The organism is Terrabacter sp. MAHUQ-38 (genome assembly GCF_014518425.1).
In the GTDB taxonomy this organism is placed as follows: Bacteria; Actinomycetota; Actinomycetes; order Actinomycetales; family Dermatophilaceae; genus Terrabacter.
This window is the reverse complement of record NZ_JACVCU010000001.1, coordinates 936,484-953,537: the sequence shown is the minus strand read 5'-3', so window position 1 is coordinate 953,537 and position 17,054 is coordinate 936,484. Positions and strand designations below refer to the sequence as shown.

General features: G+C 66.0%; 12 protein-coding genes and 1 pseudogene. 6 read left to right on the top strand and 7 right to left on the bottom strand.

Going from position 1 to position 17,054, the window contains the following annotated elements; genetic code table 11:
- Both H9I49_RS04455 and H9I49_RS04450 read left to right on the top strand, forming a co-directional pair.
- A complete protein-coding gene (locus H9I49_RS04455; RefSeq protein WP_188029082.1) occupies positions 1–1,896 on the top strand; it encodes a glycoside hydrolase family 15 protein in 1,896 nt (631 codons plus the stop codon).
- A gap of 296 nt (positions 1,897–2,192) precedes the next feature.
- On the top strand, positions 2,193–3,716 hold the full coding sequence (locus H9I49_RS04450) for a M28 family metallopeptidase (protein ID WP_188029081.1): 1,524 nt from the start codon (positions 2,193–2,195) through the stop codon (positions 3,714–3,716).
- 136 nt (positions 3,717–3,852) lie between these two features.
- Here H9I49_RS04450 and H9I49_RS04445 read toward each other — a convergent pair whose 3' ends face one another.
- Positions 3,853–4,284, bottom strand: coding sequence for a nuclear transport factor 2 family protein (locus H9I49_RS04445; RefSeq protein ID WP_188029080.1), 432 nt, complete (start codon positions 4,282–4,284; stop codon positions 3,853–3,855).
- A gap of 274 nt (positions 4,285–4,558) precedes the next feature.
- On the opposite strand from H9I49_RS04445, the gene H9I49_RS04440 reads away from it, so the two are divergent.
- The gene (locus H9I49_RS04440; RefSeq protein WP_188029079.1) at positions 4,559–5,113 is read left to right on the top strand and encodes a hypothetical protein; all 555 of its coding nucleotides are present in this window, start codon (positions 4,559–4,561) and stop codon (positions 5,111–5,113) included.
- Between the two features lie 114 nt (positions 5,114–5,227).
- Here H9I49_RS04440 and H9I49_RS04435 read toward each other — a convergent pair whose 3' ends face one another.
- Both H9I49_RS04435 and H9I49_RS04430 read right to left on the bottom strand, forming a co-directional pair.
- On the bottom strand, positions 5,228–5,422 hold the full coding sequence (locus H9I49_RS04435) for a DUF4177 domain-containing protein (protein WP_188029078.1): 195 nt from the start codon (positions 5,420–5,422) through the stop codon (positions 5,228–5,230).
- 100 nt (positions 5,423–5,522) lie between these two features.
- Positions 5,523–5,660: a hypothetical protein gene (locus H9I49_RS04430; protein WP_188029077.1), complete on the bottom strand. Its 138-nt coding sequence runs from the start codon at positions 5,658–5,660 to the stop codon at positions 5,523–5,525.
- A gap of 104 nt (positions 5,661–5,764) precedes the next feature.
- On the opposite strand from H9I49_RS04430, the gene H9I49_RS04425 reads away from it, so the two are divergent.
- Positions 5,765–6,835 (top strand): NYN domain-containing protein, encoded by a 1,071-nt coding sequence (locus tag H9I49_RS04425; protein ID WP_188029076.1) that lies wholly within the window; start codon positions 5,765–5,767, stop codon positions 6,833–6,835.
- 90 nt (positions 6,836–6,925) lie between these two features.
- Here the strand turns inward: H9I49_RS04425 and H9I49_RS04420 are convergent, their stop codons facing one another.
- The 4 genes and pseudogenes from H9I49_RS04420 to H9I49_RS04410 form a co-directional block, all read right to left on the bottom strand.
- Positions 6,926–7,204: a DUF6308 family protein gene (locus tag H9I49_RS04420; protein WP_188029075.1), complete on the bottom strand. Its 279-nt coding sequence runs from the start codon at positions 7,202–7,204 to the stop codon at positions 6,926–6,928.
- 44 nt (positions 7,205–7,248) lie between these two features.
- Positions 7,249–7,578, bottom strand: a pseudogene (locus tag H9I49_RS24345) (DUF6308 family protein); the annotation flags it as partial.
- A 208-nt stretch (positions 7,579–7,786) separates the two neighbouring features.
- Complete coding sequence (locus H9I49_RS04415) at positions 7,787–8,248, bottom strand: DUF4352 domain-containing protein (protein WP_188029074.1); 462 nt, start codon at positions 8,246–8,248, stop codon at positions 7,787–7,789.
- Positions 8,249–8,256: 8 nt separating this feature from the next.
- Entirely contained in the window at positions 8,257–9,717 is a 1,461-nt protein-coding gene (locus H9I49_RS04410; protein WP_188029073.1) for a Fis family transcriptional regulator, read from the bottom strand.
- 821 nt (positions 9,718–10,538) lie between these two features.
- On the opposite strand from H9I49_RS04410, the gene H9I49_RS04405 reads away from it, so the two are divergent.
- Both H9I49_RS04405 and H9I49_RS04400 read left to right on the top strand, forming a co-directional pair.
- The gene (locus tag H9I49_RS04405; RefSeq protein ID WP_188029072.1) at positions 10,539–13,622 is read left to right on the top strand and encodes a helicase-related protein; all 3,084 of its coding nucleotides are present in this window, start codon (positions 10,539–10,541) and stop codon (positions 13,620–13,622) included.
- Entirely contained in the window at positions 13,619–17,005 is a 3,387-nt protein-coding gene (locus H9I49_RS04400) for a type ISP restriction/modification enzyme (protein ID WP_188029071.1), read from the top strand. Before H9I49_RS04405 ends, H9I49_RS04400 begins: the two co-directional genes overlap by 4 nt.
- Positions 17,006–17,054 lie beyond the last annotated feature (49 nt).

The window sequence follows — 17,054 nt, the reverse complement described above, 5'->3', positions numbered from 1 at the left end:
ATGGTCCCGAGCACACACACCAGCGGCGGCAAGGTCACGACGACGCACGTCAAGACCGTGCCGATCGCGGACTACGGGTTCCTGTCCGACGGCGAGGTGACGGCGCTCGTGGCGCCCGGGGGCGACATCGACTGGATGTGCCTGCCCCGCCTGGACTCGCCGAGCATCTTCGGGACGCTGCTGGGCCGCCACGCGGGCCGGTTCTGTCTGAAGCCGGCGGATGTGGCTGTGCCGACGGCGCGCCGGTACCTGCCGGGCACGATGGTGCTCGAGACGAGCTGGGGCACGCCGACCGGGTGGATCATCGTGCGTGACGTGCTGCTCCTGGGCCCGTGGCACCACGACGACAAGGTGTCGCCCAAGCACCGACGCACCCCGATGGACTACGACGCCGAGCACACGCTGCTGCGCACCATCCGCTGCGTGTCCGGTGAGGTGCAGACGGTGATGGAGTGCGAGCCCGTCATCGACTACGGCCGGCGACCGATGACGTGGGACTACACCGAGCGCGGCTACCACCAGGGCCATGCCCAAGCCGAGGGGTCGGACATCGCGCTCACCCTCACGACCGACCTGCGCCTCGGTTTCGAGGGCGGGCAGGCGACGGCGCGGACGCTGCTCAAGGAGGGCGACGAGCGGTTCATCGCGTTGTCGTGGGGCGAGCTGCCGCCTCCTCTGACGCACGAGGAGGCCCACGAGCGGCTCGAGTGGACGGCGCACCACTGGCAGCACTGGCTCGCGCGGGGCAAGTTCCCAGACCACCCGTGGCGCAGCTATCTCCAGCGCAGCGCGCTGACGCTCAAGGGTCTGACGTACGCGCCGACCGGGGCCATCGCGGCGGCGGCGACGACGTCCCTACCGGAAACCCCTGGCGGAGAACGGAACTACGACTACCGCTACTCGTGGATCCGCGACGCGACCTTTGCCCTGTGGGGCATGTACTCGCTCGGGTTCGACTGGGAGGCCGTCGACTTCTTCTCCTTCATCGCCGACCTGGCCGAGCGGGACGACGACCTGCAGATCATGTACGGGATCGGTGGGGAGCGCGACCTTCCCGAGTCGGTGCTCGAGCATCTGCCCGGGTATGCCGCGTCGCGGCCCGTGCGCGTCGGCAACGCCGCGCACTCGCAGGTGCAGCACGACGTCTGGGGCGCGCTGCTCGACTCGGTCTACCTGCACTCGAAGGTGGCCGACCACCTCGACGGGCGCATCTGGCCGATCCTCGGCAAGCAGGTCGAGGCGGCGCTGAAGCACTGGCGCGAGCCGGACGCCGGCATCTGGGAGGTGCGCGGGGAGCTGCAGCACTTCACGTCGTCGAAGATCATGTGCTGGGTCGCGGCCGACCGGGGCTCGCTTCTCGCGTCGATGATCGGGCGGGAGGACGAGGCTGCGCAGTGGCGGCTCGCCGCCGACGAGATCAAGGACGACATCCTCGAGCACGGCGTCGACTCCCGGGGTGTGTTGACGCAGTACTACGGGTCGGAGGCGCTGGACGCGTCGCTGCTGCTGGCGCCGCTGGTGCGGTTCCTGCCGCCGGACGACCCGATCATCCGGGCGACGGTGCTCGCCATCGCCGACGAGCTGACGTCGGACGGGCTCGTGCTGCGGTACCGGGTCGACGAGACGGACGACGGGTTCGCCGGCGAGGAGGGCACGTTCACGATCTGCTCGTTCTGGCTGGTGTCGGCGCTCTCGGAGATCGGTGAGACGAAGCGCGCGCACGAGCTGTGCGCCAAGCTGCTGTCGCTGGCCGGTCCGCTCGAGCTGTACGCGGAGGAGATCGACACGCGCACCGGGCGGCACCTCGGGAACTTCCCGCAGGCGTTCACCCACCTGGCCCTGATCAACGCCGTCATGCACGTCATCGCGCAGGAGACCGCGCCCGACCAGGAGTGAGCACGCGGGGCGGCGAGACCCGGTTGCGGGGGTTTGTCCTCGGCTCTCGGCCGAAGGCGTGACGAGCGGAGGCGGCGCCGCTACCGTCGGAGGATCGGGGGCTCCGTCCACGCGGATCCGAGGTCAGTTTGCGCGCACCGTTCGCCGCGGCGTCGTACCGGTCACCCCCTCCACGCCGGGGGTCGGCTGAGAGTGGAGGCCGCCCCTGATCTCGAGCCGCTTTGCGCACCAACGGATTCCGTATGCCGTCGGCGCACCGCGCCGATGCGCGTGACCTTCCAGAAGGAGCACCTCACATGCGATTGCGCAACACCCGATTCGCGGCTGCCTTCGCCTCGGCCGCCCTCGTCATCGCCGCCGCGGGGTCGTCGGCGACCAATGCCACGGCCGCACCGGCCACGTGTGCTGCCCGGGTCAACAGCACCATCGCCAGCCTGCTCGAGTGCGTCGAGCTCGCCGGGGTCCGCGAGCACCAGGCCGCGCTGCAGGCCATCGCCGACGCCAACGGCGGGACGCGCTTCTCCGGCTCGCCGGGCTTCGACGCCTCAGCCGCCTACGTCGCCGACAAGCTTCGGGCGGCGGGCTGGACCGTGACCACGCAGCCCTTCGACTTCGTCACCTTCGAGGAGCTCTCGCCGTCGGTCCTCGAAGAGGTCGCGCCCGTCGCACGGTCGCTGCCGCACAACATCATGTCGTACTCGGGCAGCGGCGACGTGACTGCCGCCGTGAGCACGCCGTCCGGCGACCAGCGCGGCTGCGTGGCCTCGGACTGGGCCGGTTTCCCCGCCGGGAACATTGCGCTGGTCTCGCGCGGGACCCCCACCGGCTTCCCCGTGGCCTGCACCTTCGCCCTCAAGGCCTCGAACGCGATCGCCGCCGGCGCGACCGGCGTCATCGTCTACAACAACATCGCCGGACCGCTCAACGGCACCCTCGGGGCCGGCTTCACCGGAAACGTCCCGGTCGTCGGCATCGAGCAGGCTCTCGGCCTCGAGCTGGCGGCTACGCCAGGGCTGATCGTCCACCTCAAGACCGACACCCTGCGCGAGACCGTGACGACGTCCAACGTCCTCGCCGAGCTGCGCGGCAAGAACTCAAGCAACGTCGTCATGGCCGGCGCCCACCTCGACTCGGTCAACGCGGGCCCAGGCATCAACGACAACGGCAGCGGGTCCGCAGCTCTCGTCGAGATCGCCGAGAACCTGGCCAAGGTCAAGCCGCAGAACACCCTGCGCTTCGCCTGGTGGGGCGCAGAGGAGGCCAACCTCATCGGCTCGACGTTCTACGTCAACACCCTGCCCATGGCCGAGCTGCAGAAGATCGCGCTCTACCTCAACTTCGACATGATCGGGTCGCCGAACTACGTCTTCTTCATCTACGACGGCGACGACTCCGACAGGACGGGTGCAGGGCCTGGGCCTGCTGGTTCGGCGCAGATCGAGAAGACCTTCGAGGCGTACTTCACCTCACGAGGCCTGCCGTTCAAGGGCACCGACTTCAGCGGCCGCTCGGACTACGGCCCGTTCATCGCGAGCGGCGTGCCCTCCGGTGGGCTCTTCACCGGCGCCGAGGGGATCAAGACGGCGCAGGAGGCGGCGATCTGGGGTGGCACGGCCGGACAGGCCTACGACCCCTGCTACCACCAGGCCTGTGACACGTACGCCAACAACAACAACACCGCGCTCGCCGAGAACAGCGACGCGGTCGCGTACGCCGTGCTGTCCTACGCGATGAGCACGAACCTCATCAACGGGACCAAGTCCAAGGGCAACTTCCGCCCGCCGCCTCCGCCCGGAGAGGTGGTCCTCGCCACGAGCTGACGCTCACTGCACCAGAGAGACAAGGCCGTATGCCGCCGGGCCCGCCCGGCGGCATACGCCCGTTCGCGGCCCGGCGTACCTCGACAGCCAGCGATAGCTGCCGAACCCGGGGCTCGGGGTCGGCCAGGCGGGAGCGCTACTCCTCCTCGAGCGCCGGCTTTCGTCCGGACTGGGCCTCGACGGAGGCGGCGATGCCGCTGCCCGCCTGCTCCACGGGCTCGGTGAACAGCCGACCGGCGGTGATGAGCCCGTCGACGACGTCGAACAGGGCGATGCCTCTCAGCTCGAACGGCTCGCCGCCCTCGCGCGTGCCCCACCAGTGCCACTCGCTCCAGCTCGTCGTGCCGTCCTGGGTGGCTCGCACGACCTCGGCGCGAAGGTCCGGGATGCCGGTCAGCAGTGCGCCCCAGTTCGCCTTCATCTGGGCGCGGCCGACGAAGTTGCGGTCCGGGTGGAACGGTTGCTCACTGCGGTAGTCCGGGTGCATGAGCGCCACCATGCCGTCGAGGTCATGGGCGTTCATACGCTCGGCCATCCGGAGCACGAGATCTGACACCTCGGACGTCATCTCGCCTCCTCTGCTGCTGCCCTCCGAGTGTAGGACTCGCGCACCGATGAGGCTGCGTGCTCGTCGACCTCGTCATCGGCCGCCAGGGCAGACCGGTTTGGTAGAGCACGGTGACGCCGTCATCTCGATGGCTGGCTCCCATGACGCGACCGGCCTTCCCTGCGGGCAGCGGTAGAGAGGCTGCCAGTCAGCCGACACCGGGTCGGTGTTGCAGCCCGAGCAGGTGGAGACTGGTACTTCGTCGTGGACCCATGGAGGAATCGGATGGCTGGCCATGTCTGACCAAGAGACGTACGTGACTCCGAAGTTCGCGCAGCCCTACTGGGCGAAGCACGCATACGAAGTGCTCGTGGAGACCGCCGGCCGCTACAACGCGGTCATCACCTACTCCGAGCTCGCCGAGGAGGTCCAGCGCCGATCTTCGCTGCGGACCAAGTCGCAGATGCGCAACTGGATCGGCGGCCTGATGGCCGACTTGGTCAAGGTCAACCACGTCCGGAACGAGCCGCCGCTCACGTCGCTGGTCGTCCACAAGGACGACGGGCAGGTCGGTGCCAGCTACGACGAGGTGCTCCGCGTCGCCGGCGAGTCACCCATCAACGACCCGCTCGAGCGCGAGACGCATGCGGCCGCAGCACGGCTGGAGTGCTACCGCCACTGGGGAGCCGACGTCCCCGCCGACGCGCAGCCCACGCTGAGCGCGCGAACTCGCGTCGTCCGGGCCAGCACTCCGCGGGCGGCGGCAGCCACGGAGGCGCGACGCGGCGCGGTCTGCCCGACGTGCTTCATGGAGATGCCCGTCTCAGGTCCGTGCCCCAACTGCGAGTGAGTCGGTCTGAACGACGAACCACGAGCACCGCCCGCGCTTCTGCCGCACGGACGGGAAGTGCCGGTGCGACGCTCCAATGCGAGCGCCGCACCTTCGCACCAACCTGCTAGTGGCTCAGGCCTTCTCGAAGGTCACCAGGACGCCGCTGACCCCACCGGGTCCTATGCGCCCCTTGACATCGACAGACGTGATCGCCTTGAGCGACCACCCCTTGGAGCCGTACTCGTTGAGCACCTTCTCGAGCTTGTCGCCCGACATCTTGCCGCCGATCATCCCCTCGCGGAGCTCGACGACCTTGTACTGCGGCATGCCGCACCTTCTTCTCTGTCGATCAGTCTTGGGACCAGAGCGCCCTCGTCTGGGCAGACAGCCACGTGCCCCGATGACGTCATGATCGAGGGCGGCATCGTCAGTCGTCGCTGTACTTCTTGATCGTGGCGGTGATGAAGGAGTTACCGGCGACCTTGCTCCCAGCCTTGAGGTCCTGACCGAGGACGACCCAGTTCGCGTCGAGAACCGGGATCCGGTTGGCGTCGGATCCGATCAATTGGGAGTCGGGACCTGCTCCTTTTGCGAGGAGCAGGTCAATGCGAAGCGCGGCGACGCCCCCGCCGCCAGGTAACGGAAGGCCAAGCGTGAGAGCCTGCCCACATGCGGTCCTACTGCGCGCTCTATGTCGACGTCGGCTATCTCCTCGCCGCTGCCGCGACGCGCGTAACCGGCACCTCGCTGCGCAAGGGCGTCGTGGTGTCGTATCCAGACCTCGTCGCACGCCTGATCGCAGATGCCGAGAAGGCGAGCGGACTGCCCCTGCTGCGCCTGCACTGGTACGACTCGGGCAACCGTCCGGGAGGCACGCCGGACTCAACCCAAGAGGCCATCGGCATGCTTCCGCGAGTGAAGCTGCGACTGGGCCGCACCTCACCGCAGGGTGAGCAGAAAGGCGTGGACCTTCGAATCGGCCTCGACCTCGCGGCCCATGGCAGGAACCGCTCGGTGGACGTCATCTACCTCCTGTCTGGAGATGACGACCTCAGCGAAGCGGTTGAGGAGGCCCAGAGCCACGGCATGCAGGTCGTGCTCATGGCCGTCCCGGATCGACTGGGTCGAGCTCACGCCGTGTCTCGCCACCTGATCCGCGAGTCCGATGACCTCATCGTGCTGGACGGATCCGTGGTCGACGACTCCGTGCGCGTGCGGCAGCTCCAGCCTGACGCCGCAGGTGACCTGCTCCCTGCAGCCGCCGCGGTGGCGGTTCCGCTGCCCGGGCCGCGGAGCAGCGTCGATGAGACGTCCGACCTCGGCGAGATCGATGGTCCGGCCGAACGCCCGGTCGCCATGCCAGGACGTCCTACTCCCGCTGTACTCGCAGGCAGCAAGGTCCCGCAGCGGCCAGCCGCGGGCACCGAAGGGCCCGGTCGCGTGGTGTGGTCGAGTGTCAGTGAGCGTGTCGGGTCGGACCGTACGGCTCCCGCAGCCAGCCAGCACGAGCTCGACCTCATCGACGAGGTGTGCCGTGGGGTGATCGCCACGTGGTCCATCACCGCCAGCGCCGCGGACCGCACCCGTCTGATGAGCCAGCGGCCGTTCATCCCGGGAGATCTTGATCGCGCGCTACTCCTGGACCTATCTGCCCGGCTCGACAGGTATGACGTGGAGGAGCACTTGCGTTTCCTTCTCCGAGGCCATTTCTGGAAGTTGGTCAGCGAGCCGGGTGGTTGAGCCCCAGGTGGCCGTCTGCAAGGTCATTGCACGCAGGATCGCCGGGGCCATCGTCGAGGACGGACAGACGGACCGGCAAACGAGCAGCACTCAGGCCATGCTGACCTTGGTCCACAGGGCGGCGTCGAGCAGACGCAAAGGCTCGGTGTCGAGCTCGACTCGGTCGTCGCCTTCTCGTTCCAGCTCCCCAACCACCGCGTGGATGGCCTGGCGGACGTCCGGATCTGAAATGAGGTGCCGGAACACCATCCAGTCCACACGGGCGTTGCCGGAACGCTCGATGCCGAGCAGGCGGCAGACCACCCTGTCTCGTACCGGGAAGAGGTCGGGCCGCTTGCGTGCGCAGAACTTGCTTGCGCGGTCACCCATAGGTTCGGGTTCTGGGCCATGGCCCTGGCGAGGTTGCTCTTCACGTGCAGATAGAGGACCTGCATGGCCTTCAGTCCGTCTGCATCGGTCGTCTCCAGAGGCCCCGCGGGGAGCGCCGCCAAGCCGGTTCTAATCGCCTCCGTGGTGGACTCATGGCTGGTCAGCCGCCGTGCCGCGTTGGCGGGGATGTCAACACTCAGCAGAGTCGTCGCGAACAGGTCGTCCGCGCCGATCCTGTCTGCCTGGTTCACCCCCATCGTCGCGAAGCTCGCCCCCGCATAGTCGGAGGTGGTGTCGTAGAAGCGCCGCAGTCTTCGCGTCGCGTCGGCTGGCTCGAGCGCCGACAGCGCCAGCTCCTTGGCAGTCGCCAGCATCTCCGGCGCCGGCTGGACCCCGTCGTTCTCAGCCATCGCGGCCTCCCCCGTCCTGTATTGCCGAATTGCCGAGACTCTACGCATCACCGTCGACGACGTCGCGGATCTGCCGATCGAGAAGCGTGATCAGCCTGAGTGTTGTCTCTGCACTGGTGGTGGGCGCCGCGCCCCCTCACTGCGCGGCGCCCACCACACGGCATACGCCGCCTCAGCTGAGCTGCACGGTGACGCCGTCGGAGAAGGGCGAGTCGTGCAGCTCGAGGCTGGCCGGCTCGGTGCCCTTCGGCATGTCGAAGACGAGGGTTTCCTTGACGGAGTTCCCAGGGTTGATCTCGTTGAGGAAGACGTTGTTGTCCTTGAGGTAGATCGCGGCCGCCGTGTCGGTCGAGAACTCGCGACCCTTCGAGTCGCGCATCTTCTGCGACGAGTCGGCGAGCAGCTGCGCCGAGTCGCCGATGTTGGTCACCGTGATGCTGACGAGGACGTACTGTCCCTGCGCCTTCTCGTTGAGGTACTGGTCGCCGATGGTCTTGACGCCCTTCTGCACCTTGGTGACCGTGAACTCGAACTGGCCGTCGCGGACCTTCTGCCCCACCTTCGCGGTGGCCAGGTCTCGAGCGCGCAGCCCGACGCGGACGTGCCGTCGCGCCGTCCGGGCCGGACCGCTCATGCTGGAGCTCACCCGGCGGCCGCGAAAGGAACTTCGGCGTCGTCCGCGTCGATCTCATGGTCGGCCGATCCGAGCGCGGTGAGCGCCTGATCGAGCAGCCGTCGAATGGTGGTGCTGATCCCCTCGGAGTGGCTGTTGATCTTCTCGGCATTCTTGATGATCAGGCCGGAACACTTCTGGATCTCGTCAATTCGGCCGAGCTGTTCGACAGCCGCCGCAATCTTCTCCTCAGCCTTGGCGATCTCAGTCGCACCGGTGCGGGCGTTGACCGCAATGGCACCGGCCCGCAGAAGCATCACGACCGTGCGCAGCAGGCTCGGGTCGTCGCGCCTGGGGTCAAATGCCATCACGATCCGACGCGGTCCGAGGACCAAGATCGACTGGCCGCCGTTCTGCTCAATGGTCCGCACGAGGCCGAGAGAAGCAACGGCGTCTCGGTTGCGCTCGGCCTCGTCGAGGTAGTCCACCCATCCAGTCCGCGGGGAGTCCGTCATCTCGAGGACGACCTTTGCCGGCTGGCCGGGCACCGCCAGCACGCCGTCGCCCTTCTTGCAGCGCGCAAGACGGCCGACGAGCGAGCCGGTCTCCGTGTACTCATCCATCAGCCCGGCGGCGACGTCATACATGACCGCGTGGACCTGGTCCTCGTACGAAGCGCCCTTGATCGGGGTCACACTCGCCAACTTGGACTTCGCGTCCTCGACCCGGGCGGCGGTGATGAGATCCTCGATCTTCTTCGTGATCTCCGCATACTGCCTCGCCATCTCAGCGGCATGGGCGGCGTGCCGAGCGTCGAGAACAGCAGTGTGCTTCGCGATGGGCGACGTCGGGTCGCTCGGGTCGAACTGCTTGGCCGCCTTGGCGAGCAGGGCCTCAGTACTGACGCGAACCTTCTCGTCAAGGCCGACGCCGAACTTGTCGAGCAGGGGGGCCAGCTTCTCCAGCAGTTCCGGGCTCTCACCGCCGAAGAGGCGGCGGACCTCTGAGACGAGGTCAAGCTTGGTCGTCGCCACCGCCTCGGTCAGCGCCTTGCGGGTTAGTGCGTCAGCCTCAGTGAAGGCCTTCTTGGTGTCGGCAGCCACCCGGGAGAACGTCTCGGTCACGTCCTTCACTGCGCGACCCGTCTCGGCGACGGCCTTCTCGGTCGATTCGGCAGTCCTTGCGCCGACTTCCTTGACCATCCGCTCGAGCGCCTTGATCTCCTGCGCCTGCCCGGTGGCGGATAGGGCGAGCGACCCGATCCGGATCGCCTCGGAGACGTATGCTGTGAGATCAACCTGGCCAAGGACGGCCGGGTCATCAACGATCGGGCCGCGCTCGCCGGTGGTCCAGCGCTGGGCTTCGCGGACGGCGTCCTTGTCGGAGATGGTGAGATGCTTGACGACGACCGCGAAGGCGTCGGTGTCGAAGTGGGCCCCCGAGGCAGGGGTCGTGTCAGTCGCGTTCGTGGAGCTGTCAGAGTTCGTCATGCGGCACCTTCACCCAAGGACACGACAAAAATCCCGACGCAGGAGTTGGGTCGGCCGACACAGCCAATGGCGCCGAGTTTCATGGAGACGTCCGTCCCCATCCCGGGCCGCAGCCGGACTCCGAGCACCCAACCGATCGAGACTCTCGCGGCGGCGACACGTTCGGTTCGGTGATCGACCAGCCAACCCCTGGATGCGCTTGCGGCGCGCAAGGCAACGACATCGTTTAACGGGCCGACGAGCTCGCCGACACGTGGTGGAGGACGTCGCTCACGAAACACAGGTGGCCGTCGACGTCGTCGCCTGTGACTCGGTCTGGAAGCAGTTGGTCCTCCCAAGACAGCCCGTCTTCGGCGCGCATCAAGGCGCCTGCCGCGTGGTAGGGCGCAAACCACCCCGGGATGCTGCCAGTCGCCCTCGGGCTGACGAGGAGTCCGAGGCAACCGTGCATTCGGTACCGCCCGTGGGGTCGGTCACTGAGCTCGCGCGCGGAGAGGCATGTCGGCCGGCGGAATATTGTCGGGTACTCGTCGGAGACTCGGGCAGTGACCGCGCTTTCCATAGTCCTTGCGCAGACGACCGACCAACCTTCTTCGCAGTGTGACTGGCAGTCACCGTCATCTCTCAGACCACGGCAGTGGAGCTGCGGTCGTGCGGAGCACGGCGCGTTGCGGTGACTCTGACTGTGCTGTGGAAGCAAATGAGCCTCAAGTCCGACGCATGCAAACGGCAGTGGGGTACAGACGAACCTCAAAAGCGACAAGGTAATCAATCCCGTCACTAGAGTGAACCGCAGTGACCATGGTGGGAGGAACTGAACGTTGGCAACACCGGAGCAATTCATCGTCGACAACTCCGCTGAGGACTGGAAGGCACTTCAGTACGTCCGCGAGTGGTGCGACATCAGTTCGGCGATCGACATCGCCACGGGTCACTTCGAGATCGGCGCCTTCCTTGCGCTGGACGCCGCTTGGCAGAAGGTCGACAAGATCCGCCTGCTCATCGGTGGCGAGACCAGTCGGGCCACGGCTGATGCGATCGCGGCCGCCTTGGACACCTCCATCGTTGTCGAGCGGCAGACTGGCGACCCTTTCCTCACCGGCGTCGACGCCGTCGTCGACGGCATACGCGCTGGCAAGATCGAGATCCGCGTCTACAGGTCAAAGAAGTTTCACGCGAAGGCGTACATCACGCACAGCAAACTGCAGGTGGTGGGCTCGGCTGCGCTCGTCGGCTCGTCCAACTTCACACGCCCGGGGCTGACGCAGAACGTCGAACTCAACGTGCGGTTCCAAGGACCGGAAGTCGCCGATCTCCAAGAGTGGTATGAGAAGCACTGGGACGAGGCAGCTCCAGTCAACGAGGACCTCCTCGCCGTGCTCGAGCACAACGCACGCGAGTTCACCCCATTCGAGGTTTACGCGAAGGCCCTCCACTCCCTCACGGCCAACGTCGACCCGACCGACAAGACGTGGGAGGAGTCGGACTCGGCGATCTACCCGCTCCTCGCCCCCTACCAGCGCGAGGGGTTCCACGCGCTGGTCGAGATGTCTCGACGCTGGAACGGCGGTTTCCTGACCGACGGGGTCGGTCTCGGCAAGACCTTCGTCGGCCTGATGCTCACCGAGTACTACGCCGTGCGACACCGAAAGAACGTGCTCATCATGGCGACCAAGACCGGCCAGGACGCTGTGTGGAACCCGGAGTTGAAGGAAAAGCTGCCGATCCTCCACGGCCCGTTCTCCAATGTCAGGGTCATGGCGCACACCGATCTGTCCAGAACGGATGCGCCGGAGAAGATCGAGCAGCTCGCCGCACAGGCCGACGTCATCATCATCGACGAGGCCCACAACTTTCGCAATCACGGCGCGAAGCGCACCGAGGACAACCCGTGGGGGTCTCGGTGGTGGCGCATGCTCGAGGTCTGCAAGGGGAAGACTGTCTTCCTGTTGACCGCCACGCCGATCAACAACACGTTGTTCGACCTCGTCCACCAGGCCGAGCTCTTCACCGGCGTCGATGCCGACGACCACTTCTCGAGCATCGGCATCAACAGTCTGCGCAAGTACACGGTCGAACTGGAGAAGCCCTTCAAGAGTGGCGTCCCCGACTATTCCGCCATCGCTGCGCTCATGGCCAAGGACAAGCTCTTCCAGGCGATCATCCACCAGAACAGCCGGAAGTACGCCGTAGAGAGCGCCAAGGTCGCCGGCGGCCCTGACGTGGTCTTCCCCGAGACGCAGGTGCCGCGCGTCGTGGAATACGACTTCGGCACGCTGTACTCCCCGCTCTTCACCGAGCTGCAGAACGCCTTCAGTCGCGCGACTCCCCTGTTCAAGCTCCCGATGTACTACCCACTGGCCTTTTCGACCGACACGGCGGTCGACACGGTCGCAGAGAACCGCCAACGTCAGGTCGTCGCCCTGATCCGAACCATCTTCCTCAAGCGCTTCGAGTCAAGCCTCGCCGCGTTTGCAGGCTCCTGCCTCGACCTTTCTGCCAAGGTGCTGCGCTGGCTCGACGTCAACTCCAAGATCGCTTCGAGCCAAGAGGCGAAACTCGCCGCATGGCGCGCGGCGAACGAGGGCACGCTGCAGGACATCCACGATCGCTATCGTGCCACCCTCGCCGAGGTCTGGCACGCGGAGGACCTCACCGAAGAAGAGCTCAGCGAGCTCGAGTACAACCTCGTGGACGGCGACTATCGGCTCGATGAGATGATCGATGCCGCCTTCGAGGACCTCGACCAGCTCAAGCGGTTCATGGACCTGATCTTGGGCGGCGCGGGGTACGACGACAAGTACCTCCACCTTCGCGACCTACTGATCGGACCGCCGAAGAGCGGCAAGAAGACACTCGACAAGGACGTGTTCACGCCTGAGTTCCGCACACAGCGGGTCATCGTGTTCACCGAGTTCGCCGACACCGCCCGCTATCTCGAAGAGCGGCTGAAGCAGGACGGCCTGGCTGACGTCGACCGCATCGACGGGACCCGTGGCAACGACCGCTACGCGATGATCAAGCGGTTTGCACCCTTCTACAACAAGGTCTCAGCCGCGGATCGCACGACTCTGGCGCCACTGCGCGTCCTCGTCTCGACCGATGTCCTCAGCGAAGGTGTGAACCTGCAGGACGGCACCCTGCTGGTCAACTACGACATCCACTGGAATCCGGTGCGGCTCATGCAGCGCATCGGTCGCGTCGACCGACGGATGAACCCTTCCATCGAAGCGGAGCTCGTCAGGGAGCGGCCTTCGACCAAGAAGTCGCGCGGACACATCCAGATCCGCAACTTCCTTCCGCCAGCCGAGATCGAGACCCTGCTCACGCTCTACAACCGCGTGCAGAACAAGACCCTCATGATCTCGACCACCCTCGGGATCCCGGGTGGGAAACTGTTCGACGAGTCCGACATCTTCGATGATGTAAAGGTGTTCCAGGCATTCAAGGACGAGTACAACGGGGACATCGCCCCCATCGAGGAGCTCCGCCTTAGGTGGCTGGAGCTCGTCACGGAGAACCCCGGCTTGGAGGAACTCGTCGAACGCCTTCCTGAAGGTATCTCCGTCGCCAAGTCAGGCGGGCCCTCAGGCGTCTTCATCTGCCGACGTGTGCCGGTCCTGACTAAGGTGCACGACGACGCGGATCCGGAGTGGACCCTCGAGCCCGGTGAGGTGGAGTGGTCACTCCGCACGACAGACCGAGTGGAGCGAGGCCTCCACGCCATTGCCGACGCAATCAGTGCCGAGCCGACAGACAAGGCCCAGGCGTTCACCGATCGTGCCGAGGTCCAAGCCGCTCTGCGCGCGTTCGAGCGGGACGAGACCAAGCGAATGCGCAAGGAGACCCAGTTGCCGCTCGACGCCCCATCACCGAAGACGATCTGCTGGGTCGAGGTCCGATGAGCACGAACGAACAGCGGCTGCGCCAGCTCCTGAAGGCGGCACCCAGGTCTGCCGACGACCTCCTGACGCTTCTCCTCGACGGACTGGACTGGCCGATCCCGCACGGCCTTTCTTGGGACGACCTCCAACTGGAGTGGGAGCCCGAGGAGCTGCACCTCGACCCGGAGAAGGTAGCCAAGCTCAAGCACATCTCACAGATCCCCCAGTTGCAGAAGGACCAGGACTTCGGCGTGTGGGTGCTGGAGTTCGACGGCGGCCAACTCCCTGTGGGCGCCATTCGCCGCCTCGTGCAGCGTCTGGTCAAGAACGAGCGCGCACGCACGGGCAGCGGCACCCACGCTCAATGGGCCCTTCCCGACCTTCTCTTCTTCTGCCTCTCAGAGGGGCAGGAGCACCTCCTGCACGTCGTCAACTTCCGCGAGAAGGACCGCAAGCGCGTCCTCAACGTCCTGTCGTGGAGCCATGAGCCGACCCCGGCCCGCCTCGACCTGCTGGTGCGCAAGGGAGTAAGCGACCTGTTCTGGGCATCGCCGCACGGCCCGAAGATCGTCCTGAGCCCGGAATACGGAAAGGGCTTCCACGGCTACCGCGAGGGCATGAAGTCGGCCAAGGCGTTGTCGGCACGAATGGCAGAGGTCGCCCAGGACGTCCGCGACGAGGTCCGCACGATGTACGAGGTCGAGACCGAGACAGGTCCGATCCGGGCGCTGTTCAACGACGTACGTCAGCAGCTTCTCGGCGATCTCACGCCGGAGCGATTCGCGGACGTCTACGCCCAGACGATGGTCTACGGACTGCTCACCGCGCGCATCGCGCATCCTGAAAAGTTCAAGGCAGACCAGTCGGTCTCGGCCCTGAAGTTCGACAACGAGTTCCTCGACGCGATCTACTCACGCTTCCGTGACGACTCGGACGGAGTCATCGACGTCGACGAACTCGGGCTCAACGAACTCGCCGAGCAGCTGGCTGTCACCGACGTCGACGAGCTGCTCGCCGACTTCGGCGCCGACAACCAGCGCGACGACCCCGTCGTCTACTTCTACGAGGAGTTCCTCGCGCAGTACGACCCGAAGCAACGTAAGGACCTCGGCGCCTTCTACACGCCGCTGCCGGTGGTGCGCTACATCGTGAAGACCGTTGACGACGCGCTGAAGTCCTTCGGTCTGCCGCTCGGCGTCGCCGACTTGACGACGTGGGCGGAGTACACCGCGGCTCATCCCGAGATCGGGATCCCACGGTTGGCCCAACCCGAGGACGCTGTCGTCTCGATGTTCGACCCTGCCAACGGGACCGGCACGTTCCTCGTCGAGTGGATCCGCCAAGCCAGACGCAACGCGGGAGACACCGGCGAGGCGGCGGCCCTGGCACACGCGTCGGCCTGCGAGATATCACTCGCTTCGTACGCCGTGAGTCACCTCAAGGTCTCTCTGGACATCTCCGAAGAGCTGCGCGAGCAGACCCGTCTGCCGATCTACCTCGGCGACACCCTCGGCGCGAAGCACCCGCACGTCATCGACGAGCTTGCCGACCCGATCAGCACGGAGGGCGCGCACGCCGACGAGGTGAAGTACGACTGGAACCACAACGTCCTAATCGGTAACCCGCCGTACGACCGTGTGGCGAGCATCGGTACCGGGGGTTTCATAACCGCTCTTCAGGACGGCGCGTCCCGATCGCTGTTCGACGACATCTTCGACGACGCCAAGAAGCATGTGATCTTCAGTGCACACGCCAGCCTCTACAACCTCTACGTCTACTTCTGGCGATGGGCGATCTGGAAGGTGTTCGAAGAGAACACGGGACCGGCCGTCGTCTCCATGATTACCGCGTCCTCATGGCTGGACGGCCCGGGCTTCCTGGGCCTCCGACGACTGGCACGCGAGGTCGCCGATGAGATCGTGGTCGTTGACCTCCACGGCGACAACAAGGGAACTCGTAAGGACGAGAACGTCTTCGACATCGAGTCGCCGGTCGCGATCGTGACCTTGGTGCGGCGGGGCAACGGCAACCGCAGAACCCCGGCCCCAGTGCATTACGCGAGCTATCGCGGCACCCGCGCTGAGAAGCTTGGTGCCCTGACAGACCTTGCTACGGGCAAGGCGAAGCTCAACACGGCCGAGGCCAGCACTGACTGGCGTGCGCCACTCACCCATGCAACGGGGGGTGCTGAATGGGTCTTGTTCCCGCGACTGGCGGACTTGTTCCCATGGCAACAGCCTGGATGCAAGTTCGGTCGGACTTGGCCTATCGCAACAGCTAAAGATATTCTTACGCGGCGCTGGCAGGCACTCGTTGGCGAGAGTGACCCTACACAGCGTGCACGCATGTTCGTGACGCCGAGTTCTGGACGCGACGTTATGTCGCGCGTCGGTGGACGGGAGCGGATCGCTGATCTGAAGTCTGGAGCGCCTCACCCTCCTATTCGGCGCTACGCCTTCCGTTCCTTTGATCGGCAGTGGGCGTTCGATGACCCCAGGATGGCGAAGACTGAGAGCCCTTCCCTCTGGTGGTCTCTATCGGAAAACCAAGTCTATCTCGCCACCTCCTCCTATCGGCTGGGCCTGGGGCCAGCAGCAACTGTCTCGACCGACGTACCCGACCTTCATTGCTTCAATGGTCGGGGCGGGAAAGACATCGTGCCTCTCTTTCGCGACGCCAACGGCACTGCTAACGTCGATCCCGCGGCGCTTGCGAAGGTCAGCGAAAAGCTCAACACTCAAGTGACTGTCGAGCAGCTGTTCAGTTACTCCTATGGCGTACTCGCCGGTGCGGACTACACCGAGCGCTTTCACGAGGCGCTGGAAACCCCCGGTCCGCGTGTGCCGCTTACGGCTGACCGCGAGCTGTTCCAGCGGATGGCCGCGCACGGCGAGAAGCTGATCTGGCTTCAGACCTTCGGCGAGCGATTCGGCAGCGACGCGCTTCCCACCGCCGGAGTCATCTGGGAGTCGGAGCCGAGCCGGCTACCCGAGTCAAAGGCCGACATCAAGTACAGCCCCGACTCCAAGACCTTGCGCGTGGCCGACGGAATGCTCACGGGTGTCCCCCACGAGGTCTGGAAGTTCGCCGTCAGTGGCATGGATGTCATCCCCAAATGGCTCGGCTACCGAATGGCCAAGCCAGCGGGCCGAGCCGCGTCCAGCGACTCCCCGCTCGACCACATCCGGCCCAGTACGTGGTCGCCGGAGTGGAGCACCGAGCTCGTCGAGATCGTCGCCGCGCTCAGGGAGACTATTGCTTGTGTGCCCGAGGGCGTGGCGCTACTCGATGAGATCGTCGCCGGCCCGCTCGTGGCCGCTGACGAACTGCCGGCCGTGCCACCGGCACTTCGTCAGCCGCCCAAGGCTAAGCCTGGCGGCACGACTAGCGCCAGGCTCTTCTGAGAAGGTAGGCAACGGTGGTCGGAATGATTCAGGGTGGGCTCGTCTCGTG

Excerpts from the sequence above, each read along its gene's own strand:
- H9I49_RS04425 (WP_188029076.1), top strand. The coding sequence starts at position 5,765 with ATGCGGTCCTACTGCGCGCTCTATGTCGACGTCGGCTATCTCCTCGCC.
- H9I49_RS04410 (WP_188029073.1), bottom strand. The coding sequence starts at position 9,717 with ATGACGAACTCTGACAGCTCCACGAACGCGACTGACACGACCCCTGCC.
- H9I49_RS04445 (WP_188029080.1), bottom strand. The coding sequence starts at position 4,284 with ATGACGTCCGAGGTGTCAGATCTCGTGCTCCGGATGGCCGAGCGTATG.
- H9I49_RS04440 (WP_188029079.1), top strand. The coding sequence starts at position 4,559 with ATGTCTGACCAAGAGACGTACGTGACTCCGAAGTTCGCGCAGCCCTAC.
- H9I49_RS04435 (WP_188029078.1), bottom strand. The coding sequence starts at position 5,422 with ATGCCGCAGTACAAGGTCGTCGAGCTCCGCGAGGGGATGATCGGCGGC.
- H9I49_RS04455 (WP_188029082.1), top strand. The coding sequence starts at position 1 with ATGGTCCCGAGCACACACACCAGCGGCGGCAAGGTCACGACGACGCAC.
- H9I49_RS04400 (WP_188029071.1), top strand. The coding sequence starts at position 13,619 with ATGAGCACGAACGAACAGCGGCTGCGCCAGCTCCTGAAGGCGGCACCC.
- H9I49_RS04420 (WP_188029075.1), bottom strand. The coding sequence starts at position 7,204 with ATGGGTGACCGCGCAAGCAAGTTCTGCGCACGCAAGCGGCCCGACCTC.
- H9I49_RS04415 (WP_188029074.1), bottom strand. The coding sequence starts at position 8,248 with ATGAGCGGTCCGGCCCGGACGGCGCGACGGCACGTCCGCGTCGGGCTG.
- H9I49_RS04450 (WP_188029081.1), top strand. The coding sequence starts at position 2,193 with ATGCGATTGCGCAACACCCGATTCGCGGCTGCCTTCGCCTCGGCCGCC.